The sequence below is a fragment of the Pseudomonas sp. BF-RE-25 genome, assembly GCF_019956105.1.
GTDB classification, from domain to species: Bacteria; Pseudomonadota; Gammaproteobacteria; order Pseudomonadales; family Pseudomonadaceae; genus Aquipseudomonas; species Aquipseudomonas migulae.
The window spans coordinates 1-21,051 of the sequence record NZ_JAHBDB010000042.1; the positions used below are offsets into that span (position 1 = coordinate 1).

The following is a 21,051-nucleotide window of genomic DNA, read 5'->3' on the forward strand; positions in this document are numbered from 1 at the left end:
CGAAAGCGGTGTGTCAGTCGACATCAACGTTGACTGACACACCGCTTTCGCGAGCAAGCCCGCTCCCACATTGGTTTTGCGGTGTTTTTCGGGCCGGTTATCACACAGCCCCAATTGGGCGTTTTTTTTGCAGCGTGGGGCGGGCATACTAGGCCGTCCCTTTCCCTGGTGTCGCCCGCCTCTATGCTTCGCGTCCTGATAGCCCTTGCCCTGACTTGCCTGCTCCAACCGGCCTTTGCTGACGAGCGCGCGCAAACCCAACAACAGTTGGACGCCACGCGTCAGGACATCGCCGAGCTGAAAAAACTGCTGGGCAAGCTCCAGGAAGAAAAATCCGGGGTGCAGAAAGACCTCAAGGGCACCGAGACCGAGATGGGCAAGCTCGAGAAGCAGGTCGAAGCCCTGCAAAAAGAGCTGAAAAAAAGCGAATCCGAGCTGCAGCGTCTCGATGGTGAGAAAAAAAAACTCCAGAGCGCGCGCATTGAACAGCAAAGACTGATCGCCATTCAGGCCCGCGCGGCCTATCAGAACGGCCGTCAGGAGTATTTGAAGCTGCTGCTCAACCAGCAGAATCCGGAAAAATTCGCCCGCACCCTCACCTATTACGATTACCTGAGCCAGGCCCGCCTGGAGCAGTTGAAGAGTTTCAACGAAACCTTGCGCCAACTGGCCAACGTCGAAAAAGACATCGCCCTGCAACAAGCGCAGTTGCTGGTGCAAAAGAGCAGCCTCGACAGCCAGCGCGATGAACTCGACAAAGTCCGTCAGGAACGCCAGCAAGTCCTCGCCAAGCTCAGCGATGACGTAAAGGCACGCGATCAGAAACTGGCCGCCCGCGAGCAGGATCAGGCAGACCTGTCTAAAGTCCTTAAAACCATCGAAGAAACCCTGGCTCGCCAGGCTCGTGAGGCAGAAGAAGCGCGGCAAAAAGCGCTGATTGCCCAGCAGGAAGCCGAAAAAAAGCGTTTACGTGAGGCTCAGGCGGCAGCAGATGCAGACGCCACTGACGCCCCACGCAAACCCGTTAAATCGACACCCGGCGCCTTGGTATCAAGCTCAGGCGAGACGTTTGGCGGCCCGTTTGCTTCCAGCCGGGGAAAACTTCCATGGCCGGTTGATGGTCGACTGCTGGCACGCTTTGGCGAAACCCGTGGCGACGACGCCCGCACCAAGTGGGACGGCGTGATGATCAGCGCCTCCGCCGGCAGCCAGGTGCATGCCGTGCACGGTGGCCGCGTGGTGTTTGCCGATTGGCTGCGCGGTGCCGGCTTGCTGGTGATCCTTGACCACGGCAACGGTTTTTTGAGTCTTTACGGTCACAACCAGACGCTGCTCAAGTCTGCGGGTGACGTGGTGAAAGCCGGTGAGTCCATCTCCACTGTCGGTAACAGCGGCGGGCAGGACACTCCAGCACTGTATTTCGCAATTCGTCAGCAGGGTCACCCGAGTGATCCGGCGCAATGGTGCCGCGCGCAAGGATAGGCGTTGAGTCACCTACATTAGGAGTTCGTTCGACATGCTGCATTTGTCCCGTCTTACCTCGCTGGCCCTGACGATCGCCCTGGTGATCGGCGCGCCTCTGGCGTTCGCTGCTCAACCGGCTCCGGCGGTCGCGCCTGCGGGCACTGCTGCGACGACCAAGGCGCCGTTGCCGCTGGAAGAGTTGCGCACCTTTGCCGAGGTCATGGACCGGATCAAGGCAGCCTATGTCGAACCGGTGGACGACAAGACCCTGCTGGAAAACGCCATCAAAGGCATGCTCAGCAACCTCGACCCGCACTCCGCCTACCTGGGCCCGGAAGACTTCGCTGAGTTGCAGGAAAGCACCAGCGGCGAATTTGGCGGCCTGGGCATCGAAGTCGGCGCCGAAGACGGTTTCATCAAGGTGGTTTCGCCGATTGATGACACTCCCGCCTCGAAGGCCGGCATTCAGGCCGGCGACTTCATCGTCAAGATCAACGGCCAGCCGACTCGCGGCCAGAGCATGACCGAAGCCGTGGACAAGATGCGCGGCAAGATCGGCCAGAAAATCACCCTGACCCTGGTTCGCGATGGCGGCACGCCGTTCGACGTGACCCTGTCCCGCGCCATCATTCAGGTGAAGAGCGTGAAGAGCCAGTTGCTGGAGTCCGGCTACGGCTACATCCGCATCACCCAGTTCCAGGTCAAGACCGGCGAAGAAGTCTCCAAGGCCCTGGCCAAGTTGCGCAAGGACAACGGCAAGAAGCTCAAAGGCATCATCCTCGACCTGCGTAACAACCCGGGCGGCGTGCTGCAGGCGGCGGTGGAAGTGGTCGACCACTTCATCACCAAGGGCCTGATCGTTTACACCAAGGGCCGCATCGCCAACTCCGAGCTGCGCTTCTCCGCTACCGGCAAGGACGAAAGCGAAGCGGTGCCGATGGTTGCGCTGATCAACGGCGGCAGCGCCTCGGCCTCGGAAATTGTGGCCGGCGCCCTGCAGGATCAGAAACGAGCAGTGGTCATGGGCACCACCAGTTTCGGCAAGGGCTCGGTGCAAACCGTGCTGCCGCTGAACAACGACCGCGCGCTGAAGATCACCACGGCGCTGTATTACACGCCGAACGGCCGCTCGATCCAGGCTCAGGGCATCGTCCCGGACATCGAAGTGCGCAAGGCCAAGATCACCAGCGAGCAGGACGGCGAATACTTCAAGGAAGCCGATCTGCAAGGTCACCTGGGCAATGGCAACGGCGGCGCCGACAAACCGACCGGCTCCAGCGCCAAGGCCAAGGCGATGCCGCAGGACGATGACTACCAGTTGGCCCAGGCCCTGAGCCTGCTCAAAGGGTTGAGCATCACTTCCGGCCGCTGAGATGCGCCTGCGGTTGGTTCTCGGTCTGCTGTGCTGTCTGGCGGGTGTTGCTCATGCGGCGCCCGCCCCTCAAAAAGCCTATATCAGCCTGATCATTGATGACCTGGGGCAGAACCTGCCCCGGGATCGCCGTGTGCTGGCCCTGCCCGGCCCGGTGACCACGGCGATCATGCCCGACACACCCCACGCCACCGAATTCGCCCGCGAAGCCCATCGCGCCGGCAAGATCGTCATCCTGCACATGCCGATGGACCCCGCCACGGGGCCGTTCGCCTGGCATCCCGACCTGCCCATCGAAGAGTTGGAGAAGCGCCTCAACGCGGCGTTCAAAATGGTCCCGTACACAAGCGGCATCAACAACCACATGGGTAGTCGCATGACCGCACAGCAACCCGCCATGGCCTGGTTGATGGCGGAGTTGCAGCGGCGGCACAAGTTCTTCGTCGACAGCCGCACCAGTGCGCAAACCGTGGCAGCGGCCGAAGCGCAGAAGATCGGGTTGGCGAGTGTTTCGCGGGATGTGTTTCTGGATGATGAGCGAACGGAAGCGGCGATCTTCACCCAGCTACAGACCGCGATCAATCTGGCGCACAAACAGGGTTCGGCGGTGATGATCGGGCATCCGTATCCGCAGACGCTGGCAGTGCTGGAGCGCGAATTGCCGAAGCTGAAAGCTCAGGGCATTGACTGGATTGATATCAAGTTGATGATCAGCGTGCGCAGTAACCGCGCAACGACTGCGCACGGCAAGGACGGCGTTTACCGCTAATCAACGGAACCACTGTAGGAGCCGGCTTGCTGGCGATAGCGGCAGTGAAATCGATGCATGATTCGAGGCCGCCATCGCCAGCAAGCCGGCTCCTACAAGGATTGGGTGGACGGTTAGAGATACCGCCCCATGATCTCGTCCACCACGCCTTCCTTGCGCAGTTGATCCAGCGCGGCTTGTAGCTTGGCGACGGTTTCATCCGGCACGTCTTTGTTCAGCGCCAAATACAACTCCGCGCTGTTGAAGCGCAGCACGGTCTTGAGCCCGGTGACGCCGTCCTGACGCGCCAGGTAACGCCCCGCCGGGTCGCCCGTGGCCCACAAGTCGATCTGGCCGCTGGTCAGCTTCTTCGCGTTGTCCTGGTCCCGCAGCACGACAATCGGCTTCAACCCTTGCTTGGCCAGCGTCTCGGCAATCGCGTCGCCCTTGTACGCACCGATCTTGTATTTGCGCGCGTCTTCCAGGGTTTCCAGGCTGATCTTGCTGTCCGCCTTGGCCAGCATGATCCAGTCATCCGGACCGATCGGGCCGACCCACTTGAAGAGCTTTTCACGGTCAGGCAGCCGCGCCATCACGAACACGCCATACCCGGGTTTCTCGAGGGCGAGCTTGTAGATGCGCTCCCAGGGGAAACGCAGGGTCAGGCTGTAGGTTACGTCGGCACGCTTGAACATCTCGCGGACAATGTCCACGGCGATGCCATTGATGTTCTCGTCCTGAGCGAAGTTCTTGCCGTTCTTGGCCATGTTGTAAGGCGGGAAGTTTTCCGTCAGCAGCACCAGGTCGGCGTCGGGATTTTCGGTGGCGTGCACGCCACTGATCTGCAATAGAGAAGCGCTGGCGAGGGCAAGAAGAAGGCGTTTGAGCATGTCTGGCTACCGAGATCCATGGCGTACCCAAGAGTGCCTTGAGCCCGCCATGATGTCCACTGGCCTGTATCGTTTGTTTAGCGCATCACGATGCCGCGATGGGCCATGTAGGCCTTGGCTTCCTGCACGGTGTATTCGCCGAAGTGGAAAATACTCGCGGCCAGAACGGCGCTGGCGTGACCTTCGATAATGCCGTCGGCCAAATGCTGCAGGTTGCCGACGCCGCCGGAAGCGATCACCGGAATACCCAGCGCATCGCTGATCGCACGGGTAACGCCCAGGTCGAAACCGTTTTTCATACCGTCCTGGTCCATGCTGGTCAGCAGGATTTCGCCGGCTCCCAGGCCTTCCATCTTCTTCGCCCACTCGACAGCGTCGAGCCCGGTCGGCTTGCGCCCGCCGTGAGTGAAGATTTCCCAGCGCGGGGTTTCGCCCGGACCGGAGACCTTCTTCGCGTCGATGGCAACCACGATGCACTGCGAACCGAAATGCTGCGCCGCCTCACCCACGAATTCCGGGTTGAACACGGCGGCAGTGTTGATCGAGACCTTGTCCGCGCCGGCATTCAGCAGGTTGCGAATGTCCTGCACGGTGCGCACGCCGCCGCCAACGGTCAGCGGAATAAAGACCTGGCTGGCCATGCGCTCAACGGTATGCAGCGTGGTGTCGCGACCGTCGACGCTGGCGGTGATGTCGAGAAAAGTAATCTCGTCGGCACCCTGCTCGTCGTAACGACGGGCGATTTCCACCGGGTCGCCGGCATCGCGGATGTTTTCGAACTTCACACCTTTGACGACCCGGCCGTTATCCACGTCCAGGCAAGGGATGATGCGTTTGGCCAGCGCCATGGTCAGTCCTCAGCCTTTATACGAATCGCAGAAAGCTTGCGCTTCAGCGACGTCGAGGGTGCCTTCGTAGATCGCCCGGCCGGTGATCGCGCCGATGATGCCCGGTGCCTTGGCGTCGAGCAGCGACTTGATGTCACCGAGGTTGTGGATACCACCGGAAGCGATCACCGGAATACGCGTGGCAGCGGCCAGCGCAGCGGTGAACGGCACGTTGCAGCCCTGCATCATGCCGTCTTTGGCGATGTCGGTATAAACGATCGCAGACACGCCGTCGGCTTCGAACTGCTTGGCCAGGTCGATGACCTGAACGGTGCTGATTTCAGCCCAGCCATCGGTGGCGACGAAACCGTCTTTGGCATCCAGACCGACGATCACTTTGCCCGGGAACGCGCGGCAGGCTTCAGCAACGAACGCCGGATCCTTCACGGCTTTGGTGCCGATGATCACGTAGCTCACGCCCGCTTTGACGTAGTGCTCGATGGTTTCCAGCGAGCGGATACCGCCGCCGATCTGGATCGGCAGGTTCGGGTAGCGCTTGGCGATGGCGGTGACCACTTCGCCGTTGACCGGCTGGCCTTCGAAGGCACCGTTCAGGTCGACCAGATGCAGACGACGGCAACCGCCCTCCACCCACTTGGCGGCCATGCTCACCGGGTCATCGGAGAACACCGTGGAATCTTCCATGCGGCCCTGGCGCAGACGAACACAGGCACCGTCTTTGAGATCGATAGCGGGAATAATCAGCATCTGGCAAACCTTCAAATTCGAGTGTTCAGCTTCGCTCGGAAATCAGTTTTTCTCGAGCGCCCACAAGTCGCTTTCGATGCTTTCGAACCTCTCTTTGAGGTGCGTCTGCACATCGAAAATCGCCCTGTTGTAATAGTGCGGCGCAATTTCACGGGTAAACAGCTCAAGGATTTCGGCCGCTTCGAACGAACCCAGGTCCAGTTCGAAGCGATCCTCCATGAAGCGTTTGATCTTGTGATTGGCCTCGTTCTCCTGCTCGGGAGTGAGGGTCAGGATCGGCGGCTTCTTCTTGACGGCCATTTACCAGCGACCATCCCACGCAGCGAAGTTCTGCAGCAATTGCAGGCCATGGGTATGGCTCTTCTCCGGGTGGAACTGCACGGCGAAACGCGAGCCATCGGCCAGCGCCGCAGCGAAATCGACACCGTAGTGACCGCCACCGACCACCTGCCGCGCGTTACCGGCAGCGATGTAGTAGCTGTGCACGAAGTAAAAACGCGCCAGGTCCGGAATGTTGTGCCACAGCGGGTGACTCACCGTCTGCTTCACTTCGTTCCAGCCCATGTGCGGGACTTTCAGGTGTTCGCCGTCTTCAACAAGGCCTTTGCCGAAGAACTTCACCGCGCCCGGGAACAGGCCGATGCAGTCGACGCCGTCGTTCTCTTCACTGCTGTCGAGCAAGGCTTGCATGCCGACGCAGATGCCGAGGAACGGACGGTCCTGGCTGACTTCACGCACCAGTGAGTCGAAACCCAGGCGACGGATCTCCGCCATGCAATCGCGAATCGCGCCGACGCCGGGAAAGACCACCCGGTCAGCTTCGCGAATCACATCGGCATCACTGGTGATCAAGACCTTGCCGGCACCGACGTGCTCGAGGGCCTTGGCCACCGAGTGCAGGTTGCCCATGCCGTAATCGATAACCGCGACCGTCTGCATTACAGAACGCCTTTGGTCGATGGCATCTGACCGGCCATGCGGTCATCGAGCTCTACGGCCATGCGCAGCGCGCGGCCGAAAGCCTTGAACACGGTTTCGATCTGGTGGTGGGTGTTGGTGCCACGCAGGTTGTCGATGTGCAGGCTGACCAGCGCGTGGTTGACGAAGCCCTGGAAGAATTCCTGGAACAGGTCAACGTCGAAACCGCCAACAGTGGCGCGGGTGTAGGGAACATGCATCTGCAGGCCAGGGCGGCCGGAGAAGTCGATCACCACGCGCGACAGCGCTTCATCGAGCGGCACGTAGGCGTGGCCGTAGCGACGGATGCCTTTCTTGTCGCCGATAGCTTTGGCGAAAGCCTGACCCAAGGTGATACCGACGTCTTCCACGGTGTGGTGGTCGTCGATATGCAGGTCGCCCTTGCTGACGATATCCAGGTCGATCAGCCCGTGACGGGCGATCTGGTCCAGCATGTGCTCAAGAAAAGGAACACCGATATCAAATCGGGCCTTTCCGGTGCCATCCAGGTTGATCGAGGCTTTGATCTGGGTTTCCAGAGTGTCGCGCTCGACTGACGCCTTACGTTCGGCCATCACCAGCTCCGCAAAATCATTGGGCGAAAAAGGCAGCCATTATAGGGGCGCGGGCGGGAAACAGAAACACGAGAGGTGATATGACTGACGGATAGAACCCCCGGCTGTCGTGGGTAGACATGTCCATACAAGCTATTTCAGACACCCCAAAACAACTGTAGGAGTGAGCCTGCTCGCGATGAGGGCCTCACAGTCAACATTTCTGTCGACTGTCAGACCGCTATCGCGAGCGGGCTCACTCCTACAGGGGTACTACGTTTTACTTAGTGAAACAGTACTGCCGTTTTCTGCAGGGTCACCCACACACCCCACGCCAACGGAATCCCCACCACCAGCCACGCGGCAACCGCCAAAGGCTTGGTGCCTGCGTCCGCTTTCCACTCCAGCACGGTGCTGGCATCAGCACCCTTGTCGTGGCCCAGCGCCTGTTCGGCGGCCAGTTCAGCGTCGGTCATGAAGTACTTGTCGGCCACCGGACGCACCAGCAGGTTGCAGATGAAACCCAGCACCAGCAGGCCCGCGAGGATGTACAGCGTGATGTCGTAAGCGGCGGCACGTTCAACGCCGATGCTCAGCTGATACTCACGCAGGTAGTTCACCAACACCGGACCCAACACACCCGCTGCCGCCCAGGCGGTCAACAGACGACCGTGGATCGCGCCGACCATTTGTGTACCGAACAGGTCCGCCAGGTAAGCCGGAACCGTCGCAAAACCGCCGCCATACATCGACAGGATGATGCAGAACGCCGCCACGAACAGCGCAACGTTGCCCAGGTGACCAAGGTTCGGGATCAACGCGTACAGCGCAAAACCGAGGGCGAAGAACACGAAATAGGTGTTTTTGCGGCCCAGGTAATCCGAGAACGATGCCCAGAAGAATCGGCCACCAATGTTGAACAGGCTCAGCAAACCGGTGAAGCCGGCAGCAATCGCGGCAATCGAGGCCAGTTGGCCCGCGTCCAGCTGACCAAACGTCTGGTCGGTGCCGAGCAATTTGCCGGCGAACACTTCCTGCAACAGCGGCGAAGCCATGCCGAGGATGCCGATACCGGCGGACACGTTCAGGCACAGCACCAGCCATACCAGACGGAATTGCGGGGTTTTCCACGCCACATTCACGTGCACGTGACGATGGGTGATCATCGCGTTCGAAGCTTTTTTCGCCGGAGCGGTCCAGCCTTCAGGCTTCCAGCCGGTTGGTGGGACGCGGTAGGACAGTGCGCCGCCGATCATGAACACGAAGTAAATCGCGGCCATCACCAGGAAGCTCTGCCACACGCCCACGCTGTCTGCCGACGCGAAGTGCCCCATCAAGGCTGCGGCCAGCGGAGCACCAACCATCGCGCCACCGCCGAACCCCATGATCGCCATGCCGGTCGCCATGCCGCGCTTGTCCGGGAACCACTTGATCAGGGTCGAGACCGGCGAGATGTAACCCAGGCCCAGGCCGATACCGCCAATGACCCCGGAGCCGATCCACATCAGCCAGATCTGGTGCGTATACACACCCAGCGCCGAAATCAGCAGACCACCACACCAGCACAGTGCCGACACAACACCAGCCTTGCGCGGCCCGGCGTGTTCCAGCCAGCCACCCCAGATCGCGGCCGAGCAGCCGAGGAAGATGAAGAACAGGGTGTAGATCCAGCCGAGCATCGAGATCGGCCAGTCGCATTGCGACGAGAACACTTGCGAGATGAAGCTCATGTCCGGTGCACAGGTCACCGCCTTGGTCACGCCCAGGGCTTTGGACAGTGGCAACCAGAACACCGAGAAGCCGTAGGCCATGCCGATGCAGAGGTGGATGGCCAGCGCGGCCGGTGGCACCAGCCAACGGTTGAAACCGGGCTTGGCGATGATGCGCTCCTTGGACAGGAACGCAGGCTGGCCGGCATAGATGCCGTCCGCCGTGATGCTCGTGGTCATTGTGTATCCCCCAATTATTAGTATGGTTCGCCAGCCACTGCCCACCTCCAGCCTTTATGCGCACGCATGACTGTTTTTTTGAGGTAAAGCTCCATTTTGGTGCGACATCGCGTCGCAGAAGGACGGACGAACCGGCAGAGGTTACCATTTGCACGTGACAGAAAAACCAAACTGATATCACGTTTTTGCAAGTCATCTGTTCTCGTACCACTGAAGGAACCGCCATGCCCGTCATCGTCGAGCCGCTGAACGAAGCCACCTATCAGGATCAGCAGGATTTGCAGAAGATTTACCGCGATGCGCCGGATTGGCTGTTCGCGCCGTTTGCCGATGATGTGCAGTTCATCGAAGGCTGCCTGCGGGACGGCTCGTTGATCGCCGGGCGTTTCAATGATCGCCTGCTGGGCGCGGCACGTTTGCAAAGGCACCAGGACGTCTGGCATCTGTCCCAACTGTGTGTACGAAAAATCACCCGTCGTCGTGGGGTTGCCGAGCGAATGGTGAACGAAGCGCAGAAGCTGGCGTCGCAATCGGGTGCGACATTGCGCCTGCTGGCACCTGCCGGGCACCTTGAGTCCCAGGCGCTGGCGGCCAAACTGAAAGTGCCACTGGATGTGCTGCCGGGTTGATCGCTGACCGGTCGTCCACTTCTGAGCGCTATACTCCCCGGCTAAATCGACTAACTACAAGGACTCGCCCATGAAAGCGTTCGGCAAAATCCTGGGTCTGGTACTTCTCGGGTTGTTGCTGATCATTGTGGCGCTGGGCTTTGCCCTGACCCACCTCTTCGATCCCAACGACTATAAAGACGAGATTCGCCAGATTGCCCGCGACAAGGCCCACATCGAGCTGACGCTCAATGGCGACATCGGCTGGAGCCTGTTCCCGTGGCTGGGCCTGGAATTGCACGAAGCCAGTGTCGCGACCCTGGCCAAGCCCACCGAACCGTTCGCTGACTTGCAGATGCTCGGCCTGTCGGTGCGCGTGCTGCCGCTGCTGCGCCGTGAAGTGCAGATGAGCGACGTGCGCGTCGAAGGCCTGAACCTGCGCCTGAACCGCGACAAGGACGGCCACGGCAACTGGGAAGACATTGGCAAGGTGCCGGCGACTGCCAACTCGACCGCTCCTGCGGTCACACCTGGCGAACCTGCACCGCAAACCACCGTTCAAGTGGAAAAACCGGCGCAGCCGATCCGCCTGGACATCGACAGCCTGACCGTCAACAACGCCCGCGTTGAATACAGCGACGAGAAGACCGGCCAGCATTTCAGCGCCGAAAGCATCCAGTTGAGCACCGGGCCGGTCCACGATTCGACCAACATCCCGGTCAAGCTCACCGCGTTCCTGGGCACCAATCAGCCCGTTCTGCGGGTCCGCACCGAGCTCAATGGCGAGCTGCGTTTTGAACGCGCCTTGCAACGCTACAAATTTGAGGACATGAAGCTGTCCGGCGAAATCGCTGGTGATCCGCTGCAAGGCAAGACCGTGACCTTCGCCGCCCAAGGCCAGTTGCTGCTGGATAAAGCAGCGAACGTCGCCGAATGGACCGGCATCAAGATTTCCGCCAACCAGTTGCGTGCACTGGGCGAATTGAAGGTCAACGACCTCGACAAAACGCCGCAAATCAACGGCGGCCTTTCGATTGCCCAATTTGACCTGGCTAAATTCGTCGACAGCATCGGCCAGAAACTCCCGGCGATGGCTGAAGGCAGTTTGAGCAAAGTTGAACTGGTCAGCCGCATTGCCGGTACGCCGACCAGTCTGGTGCTCGACAACATCAACCTGAAAGTCGATGACAGCACCTTCAGCGGTCGTATTGCCGTCGAGGATTTCGCCAAGCAATCGCTACGCGCCGCGCTCAAGGCTGACACCTTCAACGTCGACCGCTACCTGCCGCCAAAATCCGCCGAAGCCAACAGCGCGACGCAAGTGCGCCAGGCCGAAGTGGCCAGCACCGAAGCCGATGCCATGGCCGGCGCAGGCAGCACACCGCTGCCGGACAAGCCCACCAAAGACGCGTGGAGCAACGAGCGCCTGCTGCCGGTGGAACGCCTGAGCAAACTCGACGTGGATGCTGACCTGACCTTTGGCCAGTTGACCCTCGACAAGCTGCCGATCCAGAACGCGGCGCTCAAGGCCAATGGCAAGGAAGGCCTGCTGACGCTTGAGAACCTGCGCGGCGACCTGTACGACGGCACCTTCGAATCCAGGGGCACCCTCGACGTGCGCCAGCAGGCACCAGCGCTGAACATGCAGACACGCATCAGCAAAGTGCCTGTGGAAAAAATCCTCGAAAGCCAGGGTAAAAAACCGCCAGTCAAAGGCCTGGTCACGCTCGACAGCAATCTGACCGGCAATGGCAACAGCCAGAAAGCGCTGATCGAAACCCTCAACGGCAATGCCAGTTTCGTCATCAACAACGGCGTGCTGCTCAATGCCAACCTCGAACAGCAACTGTGCAAAGGCATCGCCACGCTCAACCGCAAAACCCTCAGCGGCGAACCGCGCGGCAAGGACACGCCGTTCCAGGAGCTCAAGGGCAACCTGACCTTCCGTAACGGCGTGGCCAGCAACCCGGACCTGAAAGTGCGCATCCCGGGCATGACCGTGAATGGCGACGGTGACGTCGACCTGCGGGTATTGGGCATGGACTACCGCGTTGGCATCATCGTCGAAGGCGATACCAGTGCCATGCCGGATCCAGCCTGTCAGGTCGGCGACAAATTTGTCGGCATCGAATGGCCGTTGCGCTGCCGTGGCCCGCTGGAGCTCGGCGCCAAGGCTTGCCGCCTCGACAACGAACGCATGGGCCAGGTCGCGTCCAAAATGGCGGGCGACAAAATCAGCGAAAAAATCGACGAGAAGCTTGGCGACAAAGTCAGTCCCGAGCTGAAAAACGCATTGAAGGGGCTGTTCAAGCGATGAGATCCGAGCAGTTTTCATCGGCGGTGCTGGACTGGTACGACCGCCACGGCCGCCACGATTTGCCTTGGCAGCAAGGCATCACACCGTATCGGGTGTGGGTCTCGGAGATCATGTTGCAGCAAACCCAGGTCAGCACCGTGCTGAATTACTTCGACCGGTTCATGGCCTCGCTGCCGACGGTCGAAGCCCTGGCCGCCGCACCGGAAGACGAAGTGCTGCACCTGTGGACCGGCCTCGGTTACTACACTCGCGCGCGCAATTTGCAGAAGACCGCAAAGATCGTCGTCGCTGAGTACGGCGGCGAATTTCCGCGGGATGTGGAAAAGCTGGTCGAGCTGCCGGGGATCGGCCTGTCCACGGCGGGCGCCATCGCCAGCCTGAGCATGGGCCTGCGGGCGCCGATCCTCGACGGCAACGTCAAACGCGTGCTGGCGCGCTTTACGGCGCAGGAGGGTTATCCGGGCGAGCCGAAGGTCGCCAAACAGCTGTGGGCGAACGCTGAGCGCTTTACGCCGCATGATCGGGTCAACGCCTACACCCAGGCGATGATGGATCTGGGCGCCACGCTTTGCACTCGCAGCAAACCGAGCTGCCTGCTCTGCCCGCTGGAAAAGGGCTGCGAAGCACACATGCTCGGCCTGGAAACCCGCTACCCGATCCCGAAACCACGCAAAGCCGTGCCACAGAAGCGCACGCTGATGCCGATGCTCGCCAACGGAGACGGCGCGATTCTGCTTTACCGTCGCCCTTCCACGGGCTTGTGGGGCGGTCTGTGGAGCCTGCCGGAACTCGACGACCTCGACGACCTGCAACATCTGGCCTCACAGCACTCGCTGGAGCTGGGCAGCCAACAAGCGCTGCCGAGCCTCGTACACACGTTCAGCCATTTTCAGTTGTCCATCGAACCCTGGCTGGTTCAGGTCCAGGAGGCCGGCCATCACGTGGCCGAGGCCGACTGGCTCTGGTATAACCTCGCCACCCCGCCGCGCCTGGGCCTTGCCGCCCCGGTCAAAACCTTGCTCGAACGCGCGGCCGCCGTATTGAACGCAGGAGAGTCGTCATGACCCGCACCATCATGTGCCGCAAGTACAAAGAAGAATTGCCAGCCCTGGAGCGCGCTCCATTCCCGGGCGCCAAAGGCCAGGACATTTTTGACCATGTCTCGGCGAAGGCCTGGGCCGACTGGCAGAAACACCAGACCCTGCTGATCAACGAAAAACGCCTGAACATGATGAACGCCGAAGACCGCAAATATCTGCAAGGCGAGATGGACAAGTACTTCTCCGGCGAGGAATACGCCAAGGCTGAAGGCTACGTTCCGCCTGCAGAATAATCCCGCTTTATCGGGGGTCGGAACGTAAGCGACGGTAATAATTAAATTTTTTTTGAAAACTTGCTTGACGACCCCCTGAAAAACCCGTTTAATGCGCCCCGTTGCCCAGATAGCTCAGTCGGTAGAGCAGGGGATTGAAAATCCCCGTGTCGGCGGTTCGATTCCGTCTCTGGGCACCAAATACCGAAAACCCTGAATCGCAAGATTCAGGGTTTTTTTATGCCTGCGATTTAACGAAGTCCGGCACACGGTGGCGAAAGCGACGGATCGACGATCCGAAAACAACACTCGCCTCCAGCAAGGCTCTGTAGTAGCGTTGTGCCACAGATTCGACCGACGCCACGGAAACCCGTCCGGTCGATTTCAATGCAATCCACTGCCCCACGGCGCAGTTGGAGTACGCACCAAAAAGGACAGGTAACAACGCAAGGAATGCCTCCCCCCGCAGTAAACACCAGCGCTACACATCCCCTTAAGTCAAAGGACATGGAAAAGTTATGTCAACAATCAATGAACTAAAAGACAAGATCGACACGAAAACCTGGAACCTGGTGTTGCTCTCCATCGCCACTGCCGGGATCTATCTTATTTTGTGGCTATACAAAAACAGCAAAATCATCAGCGACACCACCAAAGTCCGATTGGTAGATGACGTTTACATTATCTGGATCGCTGTATGCGCCGGCTTAAGTGGCGCACTCGCCAACCTGGGTAACGTGGCTCTGGATTTTACGTCCGCAATTCTCAGCATTGCCAGTGCCGTTCTGTACATCGTATGGGCATTCAAGGCTAAAACGGCGCTGACGGAATATGCCCTCAGCGAGCACAAGGTCGACCTGCGAATGAACGCCTTCTACACGTTCCTGTTCAACGTGTACTACATCAACTACTGCATCAACGATCTGCCGGAAGAACAGCGTAAGCAGCAGATCCTGAGAGGCCAGACCGCTCAAGCCTAAAACCACGCAATGGGTGGACAGATGATTCTCTGCCGCCCATTCGATGGAACAAAGGCATCGGCCGGTCAACTTCGGCCAACTGCTAGCTTTCACCGGCCCAGTGAAAGACCAGATTACGCGCAGGGCCACTTCCTATCTCGGCACTGTCACGCCGCACCTCTCCATGTCGCGTAGCAACCACGGTGTACTTGCCGGGCGGCAGCTGGACATAAACCAGTGGGCCTGCCTCGTTCAGCGTCAACACGGTTTGCCCTTGGGCTTTCTGAATGACCACGTCGACATCGGGAATGTATTTATTCTCCGGCCCGACCGAAAACGTCATGTGCAAGTTATAGCCAGTCGTGTACTGGATGGCCTTCGACTCATCCAGGCCTATACCGCCGGACAGATAAGTAATTCCGTTTTGCTCCTGCGGTTGAACTTGCACGCCAGCGCTGTCGATTGGCTCAAGACTGGCGGCAGACGACATCACCGGGAACATCAACATGCCCACCGCGGCGATGGGCAACGCAAGGGAATGCACGTACTTCATGATCACGCCTCCCGGGCTCCATGGAACCCATTTGTCATGCCTTTTAGATTTCCTCTCGAACGCCCGGGTTTTAGATTGATTGGTACTTGGGCTCACTGCGAAATGGACTACGCGTTATATTCCTGAAGCACGACTTGCCGTCGGAGCGATCCCGCAAACCCAATCGGGCTTTCCTTCCGGCTTACCAGCCACGCCCGGCATCGCCGCCCCCACCTCCGCTGCCATCCTCTTCTGCCTGTTCATTCCTTTGCAGAAGACGCCATGAGCTCACTCAGACCCGGTAACACTCAGGATGCACAACTTGCCTCACTACTCGGCAATCTTGGAGAGCTGATTCGTGATGCACGGCAGAAAGTGCTACGCACGGTCGATACGGTCCAGGTACAAACTTGCTGGCAGATTGGGAGGCACATTGTCGAGTTCGAGCAGGAAGGGGCTCGACGGGCGGGGTACGGAAAGCAATTGCTGACAACGCTGGCGCAGAGCCTGACAGCAGAGTTCGGGAAGGGCTTTGATAACTCTAATCTTCGCTACATGCGCCTGTTTTACCAAGCATTCCCAATTCGTGACGCACTGCGTCACGAATTGAGCTGGACCCACTACCGCAGGCTGCTGCGCGTCGATAGTGACACGGCACGCCAATGGTATATGGACGAGGCGGCCAACCAAAACTGGTCATCCCGCGCCCTGGAACGCCAGATCAACACCCTCTATTACGAGCGCCTGCTCACCAGCCGCGATCGACCTGCTGTGAGGCTGGAAGCCACCACCAACATCCAGAAAATGAAAGCACACCCACGAGACTTCATCAGGGATCCGGTGATGCTGGAGTTTCTTGGCTCAACCAACGCAGGTTTGACTCAAGAAACCAATCTGGAACAAGCATTGATCCATCAGCTTCAAGCCTTCCTGCTGGAACTGGGCAGAGGCTTTGCCTTCATCGCTCGCCAGCAACGCATCAGTACCGAGAGCAAAGACTTCTACATCGATCTGGTGTTTTACAACTACGTACTCAAGTGCTTCGTCATCTTCGATCTGAAGCGCGGCGAACTGACCCATCAGGATGTTGGCCAGATGGACATGTACGTACGCATGTATGACGACCTCAAGCGCGGACCGGAAGATGGCCCCACCGTCGGTATCATTCTCTGTGCGAAAAAAGATGAATCAGTGGTGCGCTACTCGGTGCTGAAAGACAACGAACAACTCTTCGCCAGTAAATACAAAACAGTCCTGCCCAGCGAAGACGAACTCCGCGCCGAACTGGACCGGGAGCAGGCGGCAATCGAGGAGCGACTGCTCGATCAGATCCCCCTGTGAACACAGATGAATTGTCCACCCGCCGCACGAAGGCTATCGTTGGCAGCTACCCGCAAAGGTCTGAAGCCGATGAATTTGCAGGACATGTCACTGGCCCCCACTCAAATCGAGTTGCCGCTGCCAACTCCCGTTTCTGGCGAACCATTCAAAGAGCCCGCCGCAGACGGCTTCATCCTCGGCGGTTTCACTTGGCGGCACGCCTTTCAGGACCTCGTGCGCCCGGTCGTCATCATCAACGCCGCTACGTCAGTCCGCTGCCGGCACTATTCGCGCTTCGCCGACTACCTGTTCGCCAACGGCTTCGATGTCATCACCTATGACTACCGTGGCATCGGCGAGTCGCGACCCGAATCCTTGAAAGGATTTGAAGCCTCCTGGTCAGACTGGGGCGCACTGGATTTCGAGGCGATGCTCAAGCGCGCTCAGCGCGAATTTCCCGGCCAGCCCATCGACGTCGTCGGTCACAGCTTTGGCGGCTGTGCGGCAGGCCTGGGAGCCTCAGGGCAGCTGATTCGGCGCCTGGTCACCGTCGGTGCGCAATTCGCCTACTGGCGCGACTACGCGCCCGCTCATCGCTGGAGGATGTTCGGCAAGTGGCATGTGGTGATGCCGCTGATCACCATGATCTATGGCTACTTCCCCGGAAAACGTCTTGGCTGGCTGGAAGACACACCCACCGGGGTGGTTCGGGACTGGAGCACGCCCACCCGTCGATATGAAACACGGCCCAGCGGTCGCACGCTTGCAACAAAACCCGGGGCGACGATGCAAGCCAAAACCCTGGCCATCAGCATCACCGACGATCCTTACGGCACGATCCCGGCCATCGAACGCCTGCTCGGCTACTTTAGCGGCGGTACGAACACCCACTGGCGAATCGCCCCCGAAGACATCGGCGAAGCAGAAGTCGGACATTTCGCCTTTTTTCGTAGCGCATACCAAGCCACACTATGGCCCATTGCATTGTCCTGGCTGCAGAGCGGTGAACTGGCCCCCGATACCCCCGGGCGGACAGTACCGCGCAGCGAGTCCTTTTAACGCACGACGGATCAAAACCATGGCCTCCGCCAACAAGCAACAAAAACGCGCCACCCGCGCCAAAGCCAAGGCCAAGCAGAACCGCACCCAACGGGCTGCCGCGCCGGTCGAGCTGGACCCGAACGACGATCGTATCGACTTCGAATCGGTGGACCTCACCGAGCTGTTCAAGAAAATGATCGACGCTGAAAAAACCAGTCAGCAAGCCATGTGCATCGCTTTCCTTGAAGACCCATTGCTGGAACTGGTGTACGAGCAGGAAGGCGAAGAAGGCGCGATGGACTTCATCCTCGCCGCGCTGATCGAGTACCGCCAATGGTCCACCGAGGTCGATGAAGCCGGCGCCCTGGCATGGATCGAATCCCCGGCCTTCCAGGCCGACTATGTAGCGGCCTCCGACATCATCGCAGCCCAAACCCAACAGAAACCGAACTGAGTTCCCATGGCCTCCCTGAACAAGCAACAGAAACGCGCCAAGCGCGCCAAGATCAAAGCCAAACAGATCAATATCCACGGCAGAAAACCCGCCGCGCTGGATGATGATCTGGGTGAAATCGGCGAGCCGATCCCGGAATACACCCTGGCGATGTTCAGCAAGATGCGCGACGCCGAAGCTGTCGGCCGCAGTGAAATGCTCTCCGTGCTGCTGACGAACCTCGCCTTTATCATCATTGACCATCCAGAACTGCTGGACATGGAAAACGCCGACGACGAAGGCATGGCCGCCACTCACCTGGCCGCCGACATGTTGATCGACTACCGCATGTGGGCCGACGGCATGGATCGCGAAACCGCCCAGGCATGGCTGACCGACCCGCAATTCATCACCGACTTCGGCATTGCGCTGGACAGCTATCGTCAGTCGCCGGATGCGCAGGAAGAAAAGGGCGAATAAAAGCCCTCAGAAATAGAAACGGCCGCTTGTCATCACTGACAGCGGCCGTTTTTTTTACAAACCTGAAAACAACAATCAGGCAGCCGCAGCTTCCAGACGTGGAATTTCCATCCCGACCTTGGCGCTGGCGTAGCTCAGGTCACCGCTGGCGATGGATTGAGCCTTGAAACCGGCGCCGATCAGGTCGCGCACGTACAGCTTGTTGTAGATGAACATGAACACGAAGTTGCTGAGGCCGAATGTGAAGCAGGCCACGATGAACATGATCGCTGCCCATTTGATGTCGCCACGGAACAGTGGTGGCAGGAAGCCGAAGAAAAACACGGTCCACGAGAAGCCGATCGGGGCTTCCTTCATGGCTCCGGTATTAGGGTTTTTGAACACAACCGATGTAAACGCCATGCCTGTCTCTCCTTGATGCCCCAATGGGTAAGCTGAATGGCCGGGCTAGCTCCATACAGCGCTGGCTCGTGACTGCCGCGCAAACGGCAGGCGCACGCAAATGCATCTGTGACACGCATCAGATGAGGGAGCAGGCAAGAAAGGGTCGAGGGGCTTTGGCCGGGAGGGCTGGGGGCGTCGAACAATCCATGTCCTGAAACTCCATCGCATCCCGCAACAGCGAGATACACATTCGGCAGGGAGGCTACTATCTCGACATCATCGTGTCCATCAGAGAGCCGACCGATAAAGCCCCTGAATGAAAGCAAAAACGACCGCGATCATGGCTGATGGCGGTCGTTTTCGTTACATCGACAGTGTACGTAAAGCTTAACGCGCCACTGCGCCAACCAGTTGCTCATTGCGACGACGGCGCGCCACCAGCAAACCGGTAGCAACCACCAGAGCACTCAGCAAACCGGTCGCGAGGATCTCCACGCGATGGGCGTCCTGGAACAGCATGATGGTCAGGGCCGCGACGATGAAGACGATCACCGCGTAGGTCAGGCCCGGGAACAGCCACATGCTGAAGGCGATTTTTTCACCGCGGGCCATACGCTGTTTGCGCATGCGCAGTTGCGAGATCGCGATCACCAGGTACACCAGCAACGCGATGGCGCCGGAGCTGGCCAGCAGGAATTCGAACACGGCGGCCGGAGCCACATAGTTGGCGAATGTTGCCAGGAACGCTGCGCCCGTGGACAGCATCACCGCCCAGTATGGCGTGCCACTTTTGTTGGTGCGCGTGGACACGGCCGGTGCATCACCGCGTTTACCCAGGGAGAACATCATGCGCGACGAGGTGTACAGCGCCGAGTTCAGGCAGCTGGTCACAGCGACCAGTACCACGATGTCGACGATCATCTTGGCGTTCGGGATGCCCATGCGTTCAAGCACGGTCTGGTAGGAACCGACGCTGGCCAGAACCGGGTCGTTCCATGGCACCAGGGCCACGACGATGAAGATCGAAACGAGGTAGAACAAACCAATCCGCCAGATCACCGAGTTGGTGGCCTTGGAGATTTGCTTGCCAGGGTTCTTCGATTCTGCGGCCGCGATGGTCACGATCTCGGTGCCCATGAAGGAAAACATGGTCGTCAGGATCGCGCCCAGTACCGCGCCCATGCCGTTTGGCAGGAAGCCCTGGGTGTCGAAAATGTGCGAAACGCCGCTCACCTGGCTATTCGGCAGGAAACCGAAGATCGCCGCGATGCCCAGAATGATGAAACCAATGATCGCCACAACCTTGAGCAGGGCGAACCAGAACTCGAACTCGCCGTAGTTCTTCACGCTGAACAGGTTAGTAACGGTCAGCAGCATCGTGATGACCAGGGCGAAAGCCCAGATGTCCACGCCCGGGAACCAGGCGTGCAGGATGGTCGCGGCGGCGTTGGCCTCCAACGGGATCACCAGCACCCAGAACCACCAGTACAGCCAGCCGATGGTGAAACCGGCCCAGTGACCGATCGCGCGATCGGCGTATGTCGAGAAGGAGCCGGTGTCTGGCGAGGCAACCGCCATTTCACCCAGCATGCGCATCACCAACACCACCAGCATACCGGCAGCGGCATAAGCCAACAGCACGGCCGGGCCTGCTGCAGCAATAGCGTGGCCCGAGCCAACGAACAGGCCGGCGCCGATAACACCGGCAATCGACAGCATGGTCACATGACGCGGTTTGAGCCCCTGTTCGAGGCCGTTAGAGCTTTGGGTATTGCTCATTGAAACTACCTTTGTAAGGAAAAGCGAATGCGTGCATCCCGTCGTGAACTCTCTTCTGTAAAAAGAAACCAACGGGGCGTTCCGGAATCTGCACGCAATAATTGCGCCAAAATGTTTCAAAACCCTCTAACCCGGCGATCTCCCCCTGACCGGACAGTCATCGCAAGTCATTGAAAATAATGGCACTTCGCCAGAGCGTTACCCTGCGACTCACTTAAGGAACGAATCAGCGCACCGGAAACACACCCAAGAAATGCTCAACGCACAATAAAAGTGCGGATCAGGAACGTTTGGCCGGTTAGCGCTTCCAACACCCCGCCAAAGCTGGCAACATCGCGCCCTTTTTTACGGGACAGC

General features: G+C 59.3%; 22 protein-coding genes and 1 tRNA gene. 13 read left to right on the forward strand and 10 right to left on the reverse strand.

The genetic code is table 11. The annotated features are described in order from the left end of the window. Positions 1-183: 183 nt before the first annotated feature. From KGB24_RS19065 to KGB24_RS19075, 3 genes are read left to right on the forward strand one after another with little or no spacing between them, the layout of a single operon-like run. Positions 184-1,482 (forward strand): murein hydrolase activator EnvC family protein, encoded by a 1,299-nt coding sequence (locus KGB24_RS19065; protein WP_008024921.1) that lies wholly within the window; start codon positions 184-186, stop codon positions 1,480-1,482. A gap of 34 nt (positions 1,483-1,516) precedes the next feature. Then, the gene (locus KGB24_RS19070; RefSeq protein WP_008024923.1) at positions 1,517-2,836 is read left to right on the forward strand and encodes a S41 family peptidase; all 1,320 of its coding nucleotides are present in this window, start codon (positions 1,517-1,519) and stop codon (positions 2,834-2,836) included. Between the two features lies 1 nt (position 2,837). Next, the gene (locus tag KGB24_RS19075) at positions 2,838-3,605 is read left to right on the forward strand and encodes a divergent polysaccharide deacetylase family protein (RefSeq protein ID WP_223413959.1); all 768 of its coding nucleotides are present in this window, start codon (positions 2,838-2,840) and stop codon (positions 3,603-3,605) included. 113 nt (positions 3,606-3,718) lie between these two features. On the opposite strand, the gene KGB24_RS19080 is transcribed toward KGB24_RS19075, so the two are convergent. The 7 genes from KGB24_RS19080 to KGB24_RS19110 all read right to left on the reverse strand — a co-directional run bounded on the left by KGB24_RS19080 (position 3,719) and on the right by KGB24_RS19110 (position 9,529). Continuing rightward, complete coding sequence (locus tag KGB24_RS19080) at positions 3,719-4,474, reverse strand: substrate-binding periplasmic protein (protein ID WP_008024926.1); 756 nt, start codon at positions 4,472-4,474, stop codon at positions 3,719-3,721. Positions 4,475-4,551: 77 nt separating this feature from the next. Beyond that, the gene (gene hisF / locus KGB24_RS19085; RefSeq protein ID WP_007972752.1) at positions 4,552-5,322 is read right to left on the reverse strand and encodes an imidazole glycerol phosphate synthase subunit HisF; all 771 of its coding nucleotides are present in this window, start codon (positions 5,320-5,322) and stop codon (positions 4,552-4,554) included. A 9-nt stretch (positions 5,323-5,331) separates the two neighbouring features. Continuing rightward, on the reverse strand, positions 5,332-6,069 hold the full coding sequence (hisA, locus tag KGB24_RS19090) for a 1-(5-phosphoribosyl)-5-[(5-phosphoribosylamino)methylideneamino]imidazole-4-carboxamide isomerase (RefSeq protein ID WP_017336056.1): 738 nt from the start codon (positions 6,067-6,069) through the stop codon (positions 5,332-5,334). Positions 6,070-6,111: 42 nt separating this feature from the next. Beyond that, a complete protein-coding gene (locus KGB24_RS19095) occupies positions 6,112-6,369 on the reverse strand; it encodes a DUF2164 domain-containing protein (protein ID WP_008024930.1) in 258 nt (85 codons plus the stop codon). After that, positions 6,370-7,008, reverse strand: a complete 639-nt coding sequence (gene hisH / locus KGB24_RS19100; protein WP_008024932.1) for an imidazole glycerol phosphate synthase subunit HisH — start codon at positions 7,006-7,008, stop codon at positions 6,370-6,372. Continuing rightward, on the reverse strand, positions 7,008-7,601 hold the full coding sequence (gene hisB / locus KGB24_RS19105) for an imidazoleglycerol-phosphate dehydratase HisB (RefSeq protein WP_003218037.1): 594 nt from the start codon (positions 7,599-7,601) through the stop codon (positions 7,008-7,010). Before hisB ends, hisH begins: the two co-directional genes overlap by 1 nt. Positions 7,602-7,864: 263 nt before the next feature. After that, a complete protein-coding gene (locus tag KGB24_RS19110; protein ID WP_223415881.1) occupies positions 7,865-9,529 on the reverse strand; it encodes an OFA family MFS transporter in 1,665 nt (554 codons plus the stop codon). Positions 9,530-9,753: 224 nt separating this feature from the next. On the opposite strand from KGB24_RS19110, the gene KGB24_RS19115 reads away from it, so the two are divergent. The 6 genes from KGB24_RS19115 (at position 9,754) to KGB24_RS19140 (ending at position 14,746) form a co-directional block, all read left to right on the forward strand. After that, entirely contained in the window at positions 9,754-10,158 is a 405-nt protein-coding gene (locus KGB24_RS19115; RefSeq protein WP_223415882.1) for an acetyl-CoA sensor PanZ family protein, read from the forward strand. Positions 10,159-10,228: 70 nt separating this feature from the next. Further along, a complete protein-coding gene (locus KGB24_RS19120; RefSeq protein WP_223415883.1) occupies positions 10,229-12,454 on the forward strand; it encodes an AsmA family protein in 2,226 nt (741 codons plus the stop codon). Beyond that, the gene (gene mutY, locus KGB24_RS19125) at positions 12,451-13,518 is read left to right on the forward strand and encodes an A/G-specific adenine glycosylase (protein WP_192226816.1); all 1,068 of its coding nucleotides are present in this window, start codon (positions 12,451-12,453) and stop codon (positions 13,516-13,518) included. The genes KGB24_RS19120 and mutY overlap by 4 nt, the downstream gene beginning before the upstream one ends. Further along, the gene (locus tag KGB24_RS19130; protein WP_008024947.1) at positions 13,515-13,787 is read left to right on the forward strand and encodes an oxidative damage protection protein; all 273 of its coding nucleotides are present in this window, start codon (positions 13,515-13,517) and stop codon (positions 13,785-13,787) included. Before mutY ends, KGB24_RS19130 begins: the two co-directional genes overlap by 4 nt. A 103-nt stretch (positions 13,788-13,890) precedes the next feature. Continuing rightward, positions 13,891-13,966, forward strand: a tRNA-Phe gene (locus tag KGB24_RS19135). 318 nt (positions 13,967-14,284) lie between these two features. Continuing rightward, on the forward strand, positions 14,285-14,746 hold the full coding sequence (locus KGB24_RS19140) for a hypothetical protein (RefSeq protein WP_223415884.1): 462 nt from the start codon (positions 14,285-14,287) through the stop codon (positions 14,744-14,746). Positions 14,747-14,828: 82 nt separating this feature from the next. Here KGB24_RS19140 and KGB24_RS19145 read toward each other — a convergent pair whose 3' ends face one another. Further along, on the reverse strand, positions 14,829-15,278 hold the full coding sequence (locus KGB24_RS19145) for a carboxypeptidase regulatory-like domain-containing protein (protein WP_223415885.1): 450 nt from the start codon (positions 15,276-15,278) through the stop codon (positions 14,829-14,831). A gap of 261 nt (positions 15,279-15,539) precedes the next feature. On the opposite strand from KGB24_RS19145, the gene KGB24_RS19150 reads away from it, so the two are divergent. The 4 genes from KGB24_RS19150 (at position 15,540) to KGB24_RS19165 (ending at position 18,531) form a co-directional block, all read left to right on the forward strand. Continuing rightward, on the forward strand, positions 15,540-16,598 hold the full coding sequence (locus tag KGB24_RS19150; protein ID WP_223415886.1) for a YhcG family protein: 1,059 nt from the start codon (positions 15,540-15,542) through the stop codon (positions 16,596-16,598). Positions 16,599-16,667: 69 nt separating this feature from the next. Further along, positions 16,668-17,636: an alpha/beta fold hydrolase gene (locus KGB24_RS19155; RefSeq protein WP_223415887.1), complete on the forward strand. Its 969-nt coding sequence runs from the start codon at positions 16,668-16,670 to the stop codon at positions 17,634-17,636. Positions 17,637-17,655: 19 nt separating this feature from the next. Continuing rightward, positions 17,656-18,072 carry a hypothetical protein gene (locus KGB24_RS19160; RefSeq protein WP_008041027.1) on the forward strand — a complete coding sequence of 139 codons (417 nt, stop codon included), beginning with the start codon at positions 17,656-17,658 and terminating at the stop codon, positions 18,070-18,072. A gap of 6 nt (positions 18,073-18,078) precedes the next feature. Continuing rightward, positions 18,079-18,531, forward strand: a complete 453-nt coding sequence (locus KGB24_RS19165; RefSeq protein ID WP_008041028.1) for a hypothetical protein — start codon at positions 18,079-18,081, stop codon at positions 18,529-18,531. A 75-nt stretch (positions 18,532-18,606) separates the two neighbouring features. Here KGB24_RS19165 and KGB24_RS19170 read toward each other — a convergent pair whose 3' ends face one another. Both KGB24_RS19170 and gabP read right to left on the reverse strand, forming a co-directional pair. Then, entirely contained in the window at positions 18,607-18,933 is a 327-nt protein-coding gene (locus tag KGB24_RS19170) for a hypothetical protein (RefSeq protein ID WP_008024966.1), read from the reverse strand. A 369-nt stretch (positions 18,934-19,302) separates the two neighbouring features. Then, complete coding sequence (gene gabP, locus KGB24_RS19175) at positions 19,303-20,694, reverse strand: GABA permease (RefSeq protein WP_223415888.1); 1,392 nt, start codon at positions 20,692-20,694, stop codon at positions 19,303-19,305. Positions 20,695-21,051 lie beyond the last annotated feature (357 nt).

Excerpts from the sequence above, each read along its gene's own strand:
- hisA (WP_017336056.1), bottom strand. The coding sequence starts at position 6,069 with ATGCTGATTATTCCCGCTATCGATCTCAAAGACGGTGCCTGTGTTCGT.
- KGB24_RS19095 (WP_008024930.1), bottom strand. The coding sequence starts at position 6,369 with ATGGCCGTCAAGAAGAAGCCGCCGATCCTGACCCTCACTCCCGAGCAG.
- KGB24_RS19075 (WP_223413959.1), top strand. The coding sequence starts at position 2,838 with ATGCGCCTGCGGTTGGTTCTCGGTCTGCTGTGCTGTCTGGCGGGTGTT.
- KGB24_RS19155 (WP_223415887.1), top strand. The coding sequence starts at position 16,668 with ATGAATTTGCAGGACATGTCACTGGCCCCCACTCAAATCGAGTTGCCG.
- KGB24_RS19115 (WP_223415882.1), top strand. The coding sequence starts at position 9,754 with ATGCCCGTCATCGTCGAGCCGCTGAACGAAGCCACCTATCAGGATCAG.
- KGB24_RS19145 (WP_223415885.1), bottom strand. The coding sequence starts at position 15,278 with ATGAAGTACGTGCATTCCCTTGCGTTGCCCATCGCCGCGGTGGGCATG.
- KGB24_RS19150 (WP_223415886.1), top strand. The coding sequence starts at position 15,540 with ATGAGCTCACTCAGACCCGGTAACACTCAGGATGCACAACTTGCCTCA.
- KGB24_RS19165 (WP_008041028.1), top strand. The coding sequence starts at position 18,079 with ATGGCCTCCCTGAACAAGCAACAGAAACGCGCCAAGCGCGCCAAGATC.
- KGB24_RS19160 (WP_008041027.1), top strand. The coding sequence starts at position 17,656 with ATGGCCTCCGCCAACAAGCAACAAAAACGCGCCACCCGCGCCAAAGCC.
- KGB24_RS19120 (WP_223415883.1), top strand. The coding sequence starts at position 10,229 with ATGAAAGCGTTCGGCAAAATCCTGGGTCTGGTACTTCTCGGGTTGTTG.
- KGB24_RS19130 (WP_008024947.1), top strand. The coding sequence starts at position 13,515 with ATGACCCGCACCATCATGTGCCGCAAGTACAAAGAAGAATTGCCAGCC.
- hisH (WP_008024932.1), bottom strand. The coding sequence starts at position 7,008 with ATGCAGACGGTCGCGGTTATCGATTACGGCATGGGCAACCTGCACTCG.
- hisF (WP_007972752.1), bottom strand. The coding sequence starts at position 5,322 with ATGGCGCTGGCCAAACGCATCATCCCTTGCCTGGACGTGGATAACGGC.
- gabP (WP_223415888.1), bottom strand. The coding sequence starts at position 20,694 with ATGAGCAATACCCAAAGCTCTAACGGCCTCGAACAGGGGCTCAAACCG.
- hisB (WP_003218037.1), bottom strand. The coding sequence starts at position 7,601 with ATGGCCGAACGTAAGGCGTCAGTCGAGCGCGACACTCTGGAAACCCAG.
- KGB24_RS19140 (WP_223415884.1), top strand. The coding sequence starts at position 14,285 with ATGTCAACAATCAATGAACTAAAAGACAAGATCGACACGAAAACCTGG.
- KGB24_RS19080 (WP_008024926.1), bottom strand. The coding sequence starts at position 4,474 with ATGCTCAAACGCCTTCTTCTTGCCCTCGCCAGCGCTTCTCTATTGCAG.
- KGB24_RS19070 (WP_008024923.1), top strand. The coding sequence starts at position 1,517 with ATGCTGCATTTGTCCCGTCTTACCTCGCTGGCCCTGACGATCGCCCTG.
- mutY (WP_192226816.1), top strand. The coding sequence starts at position 12,451 with ATGAGATCCGAGCAGTTTTCATCGGCGGTGCTGGACTGGTACGACCGC.
- KGB24_RS19170 (WP_008024966.1), bottom strand. The coding sequence starts at position 18,933 with ATGGCGTTTACATCGGTTGTGTTCAAAAACCCTAATACCGGAGCCATG.
- KGB24_RS19065 (WP_008024921.1), top strand. The coding sequence starts at position 184 with ATGCTTCGCGTCCTGATAGCCCTTGCCCTGACTTGCCTGCTCCAACCG.
- KGB24_RS19110 (WP_223415881.1), bottom strand. The coding sequence starts at position 9,529 with ATGACCACGAGCATCACGGCGGACGGCATCTATGCCGGCCAGCCTGCG.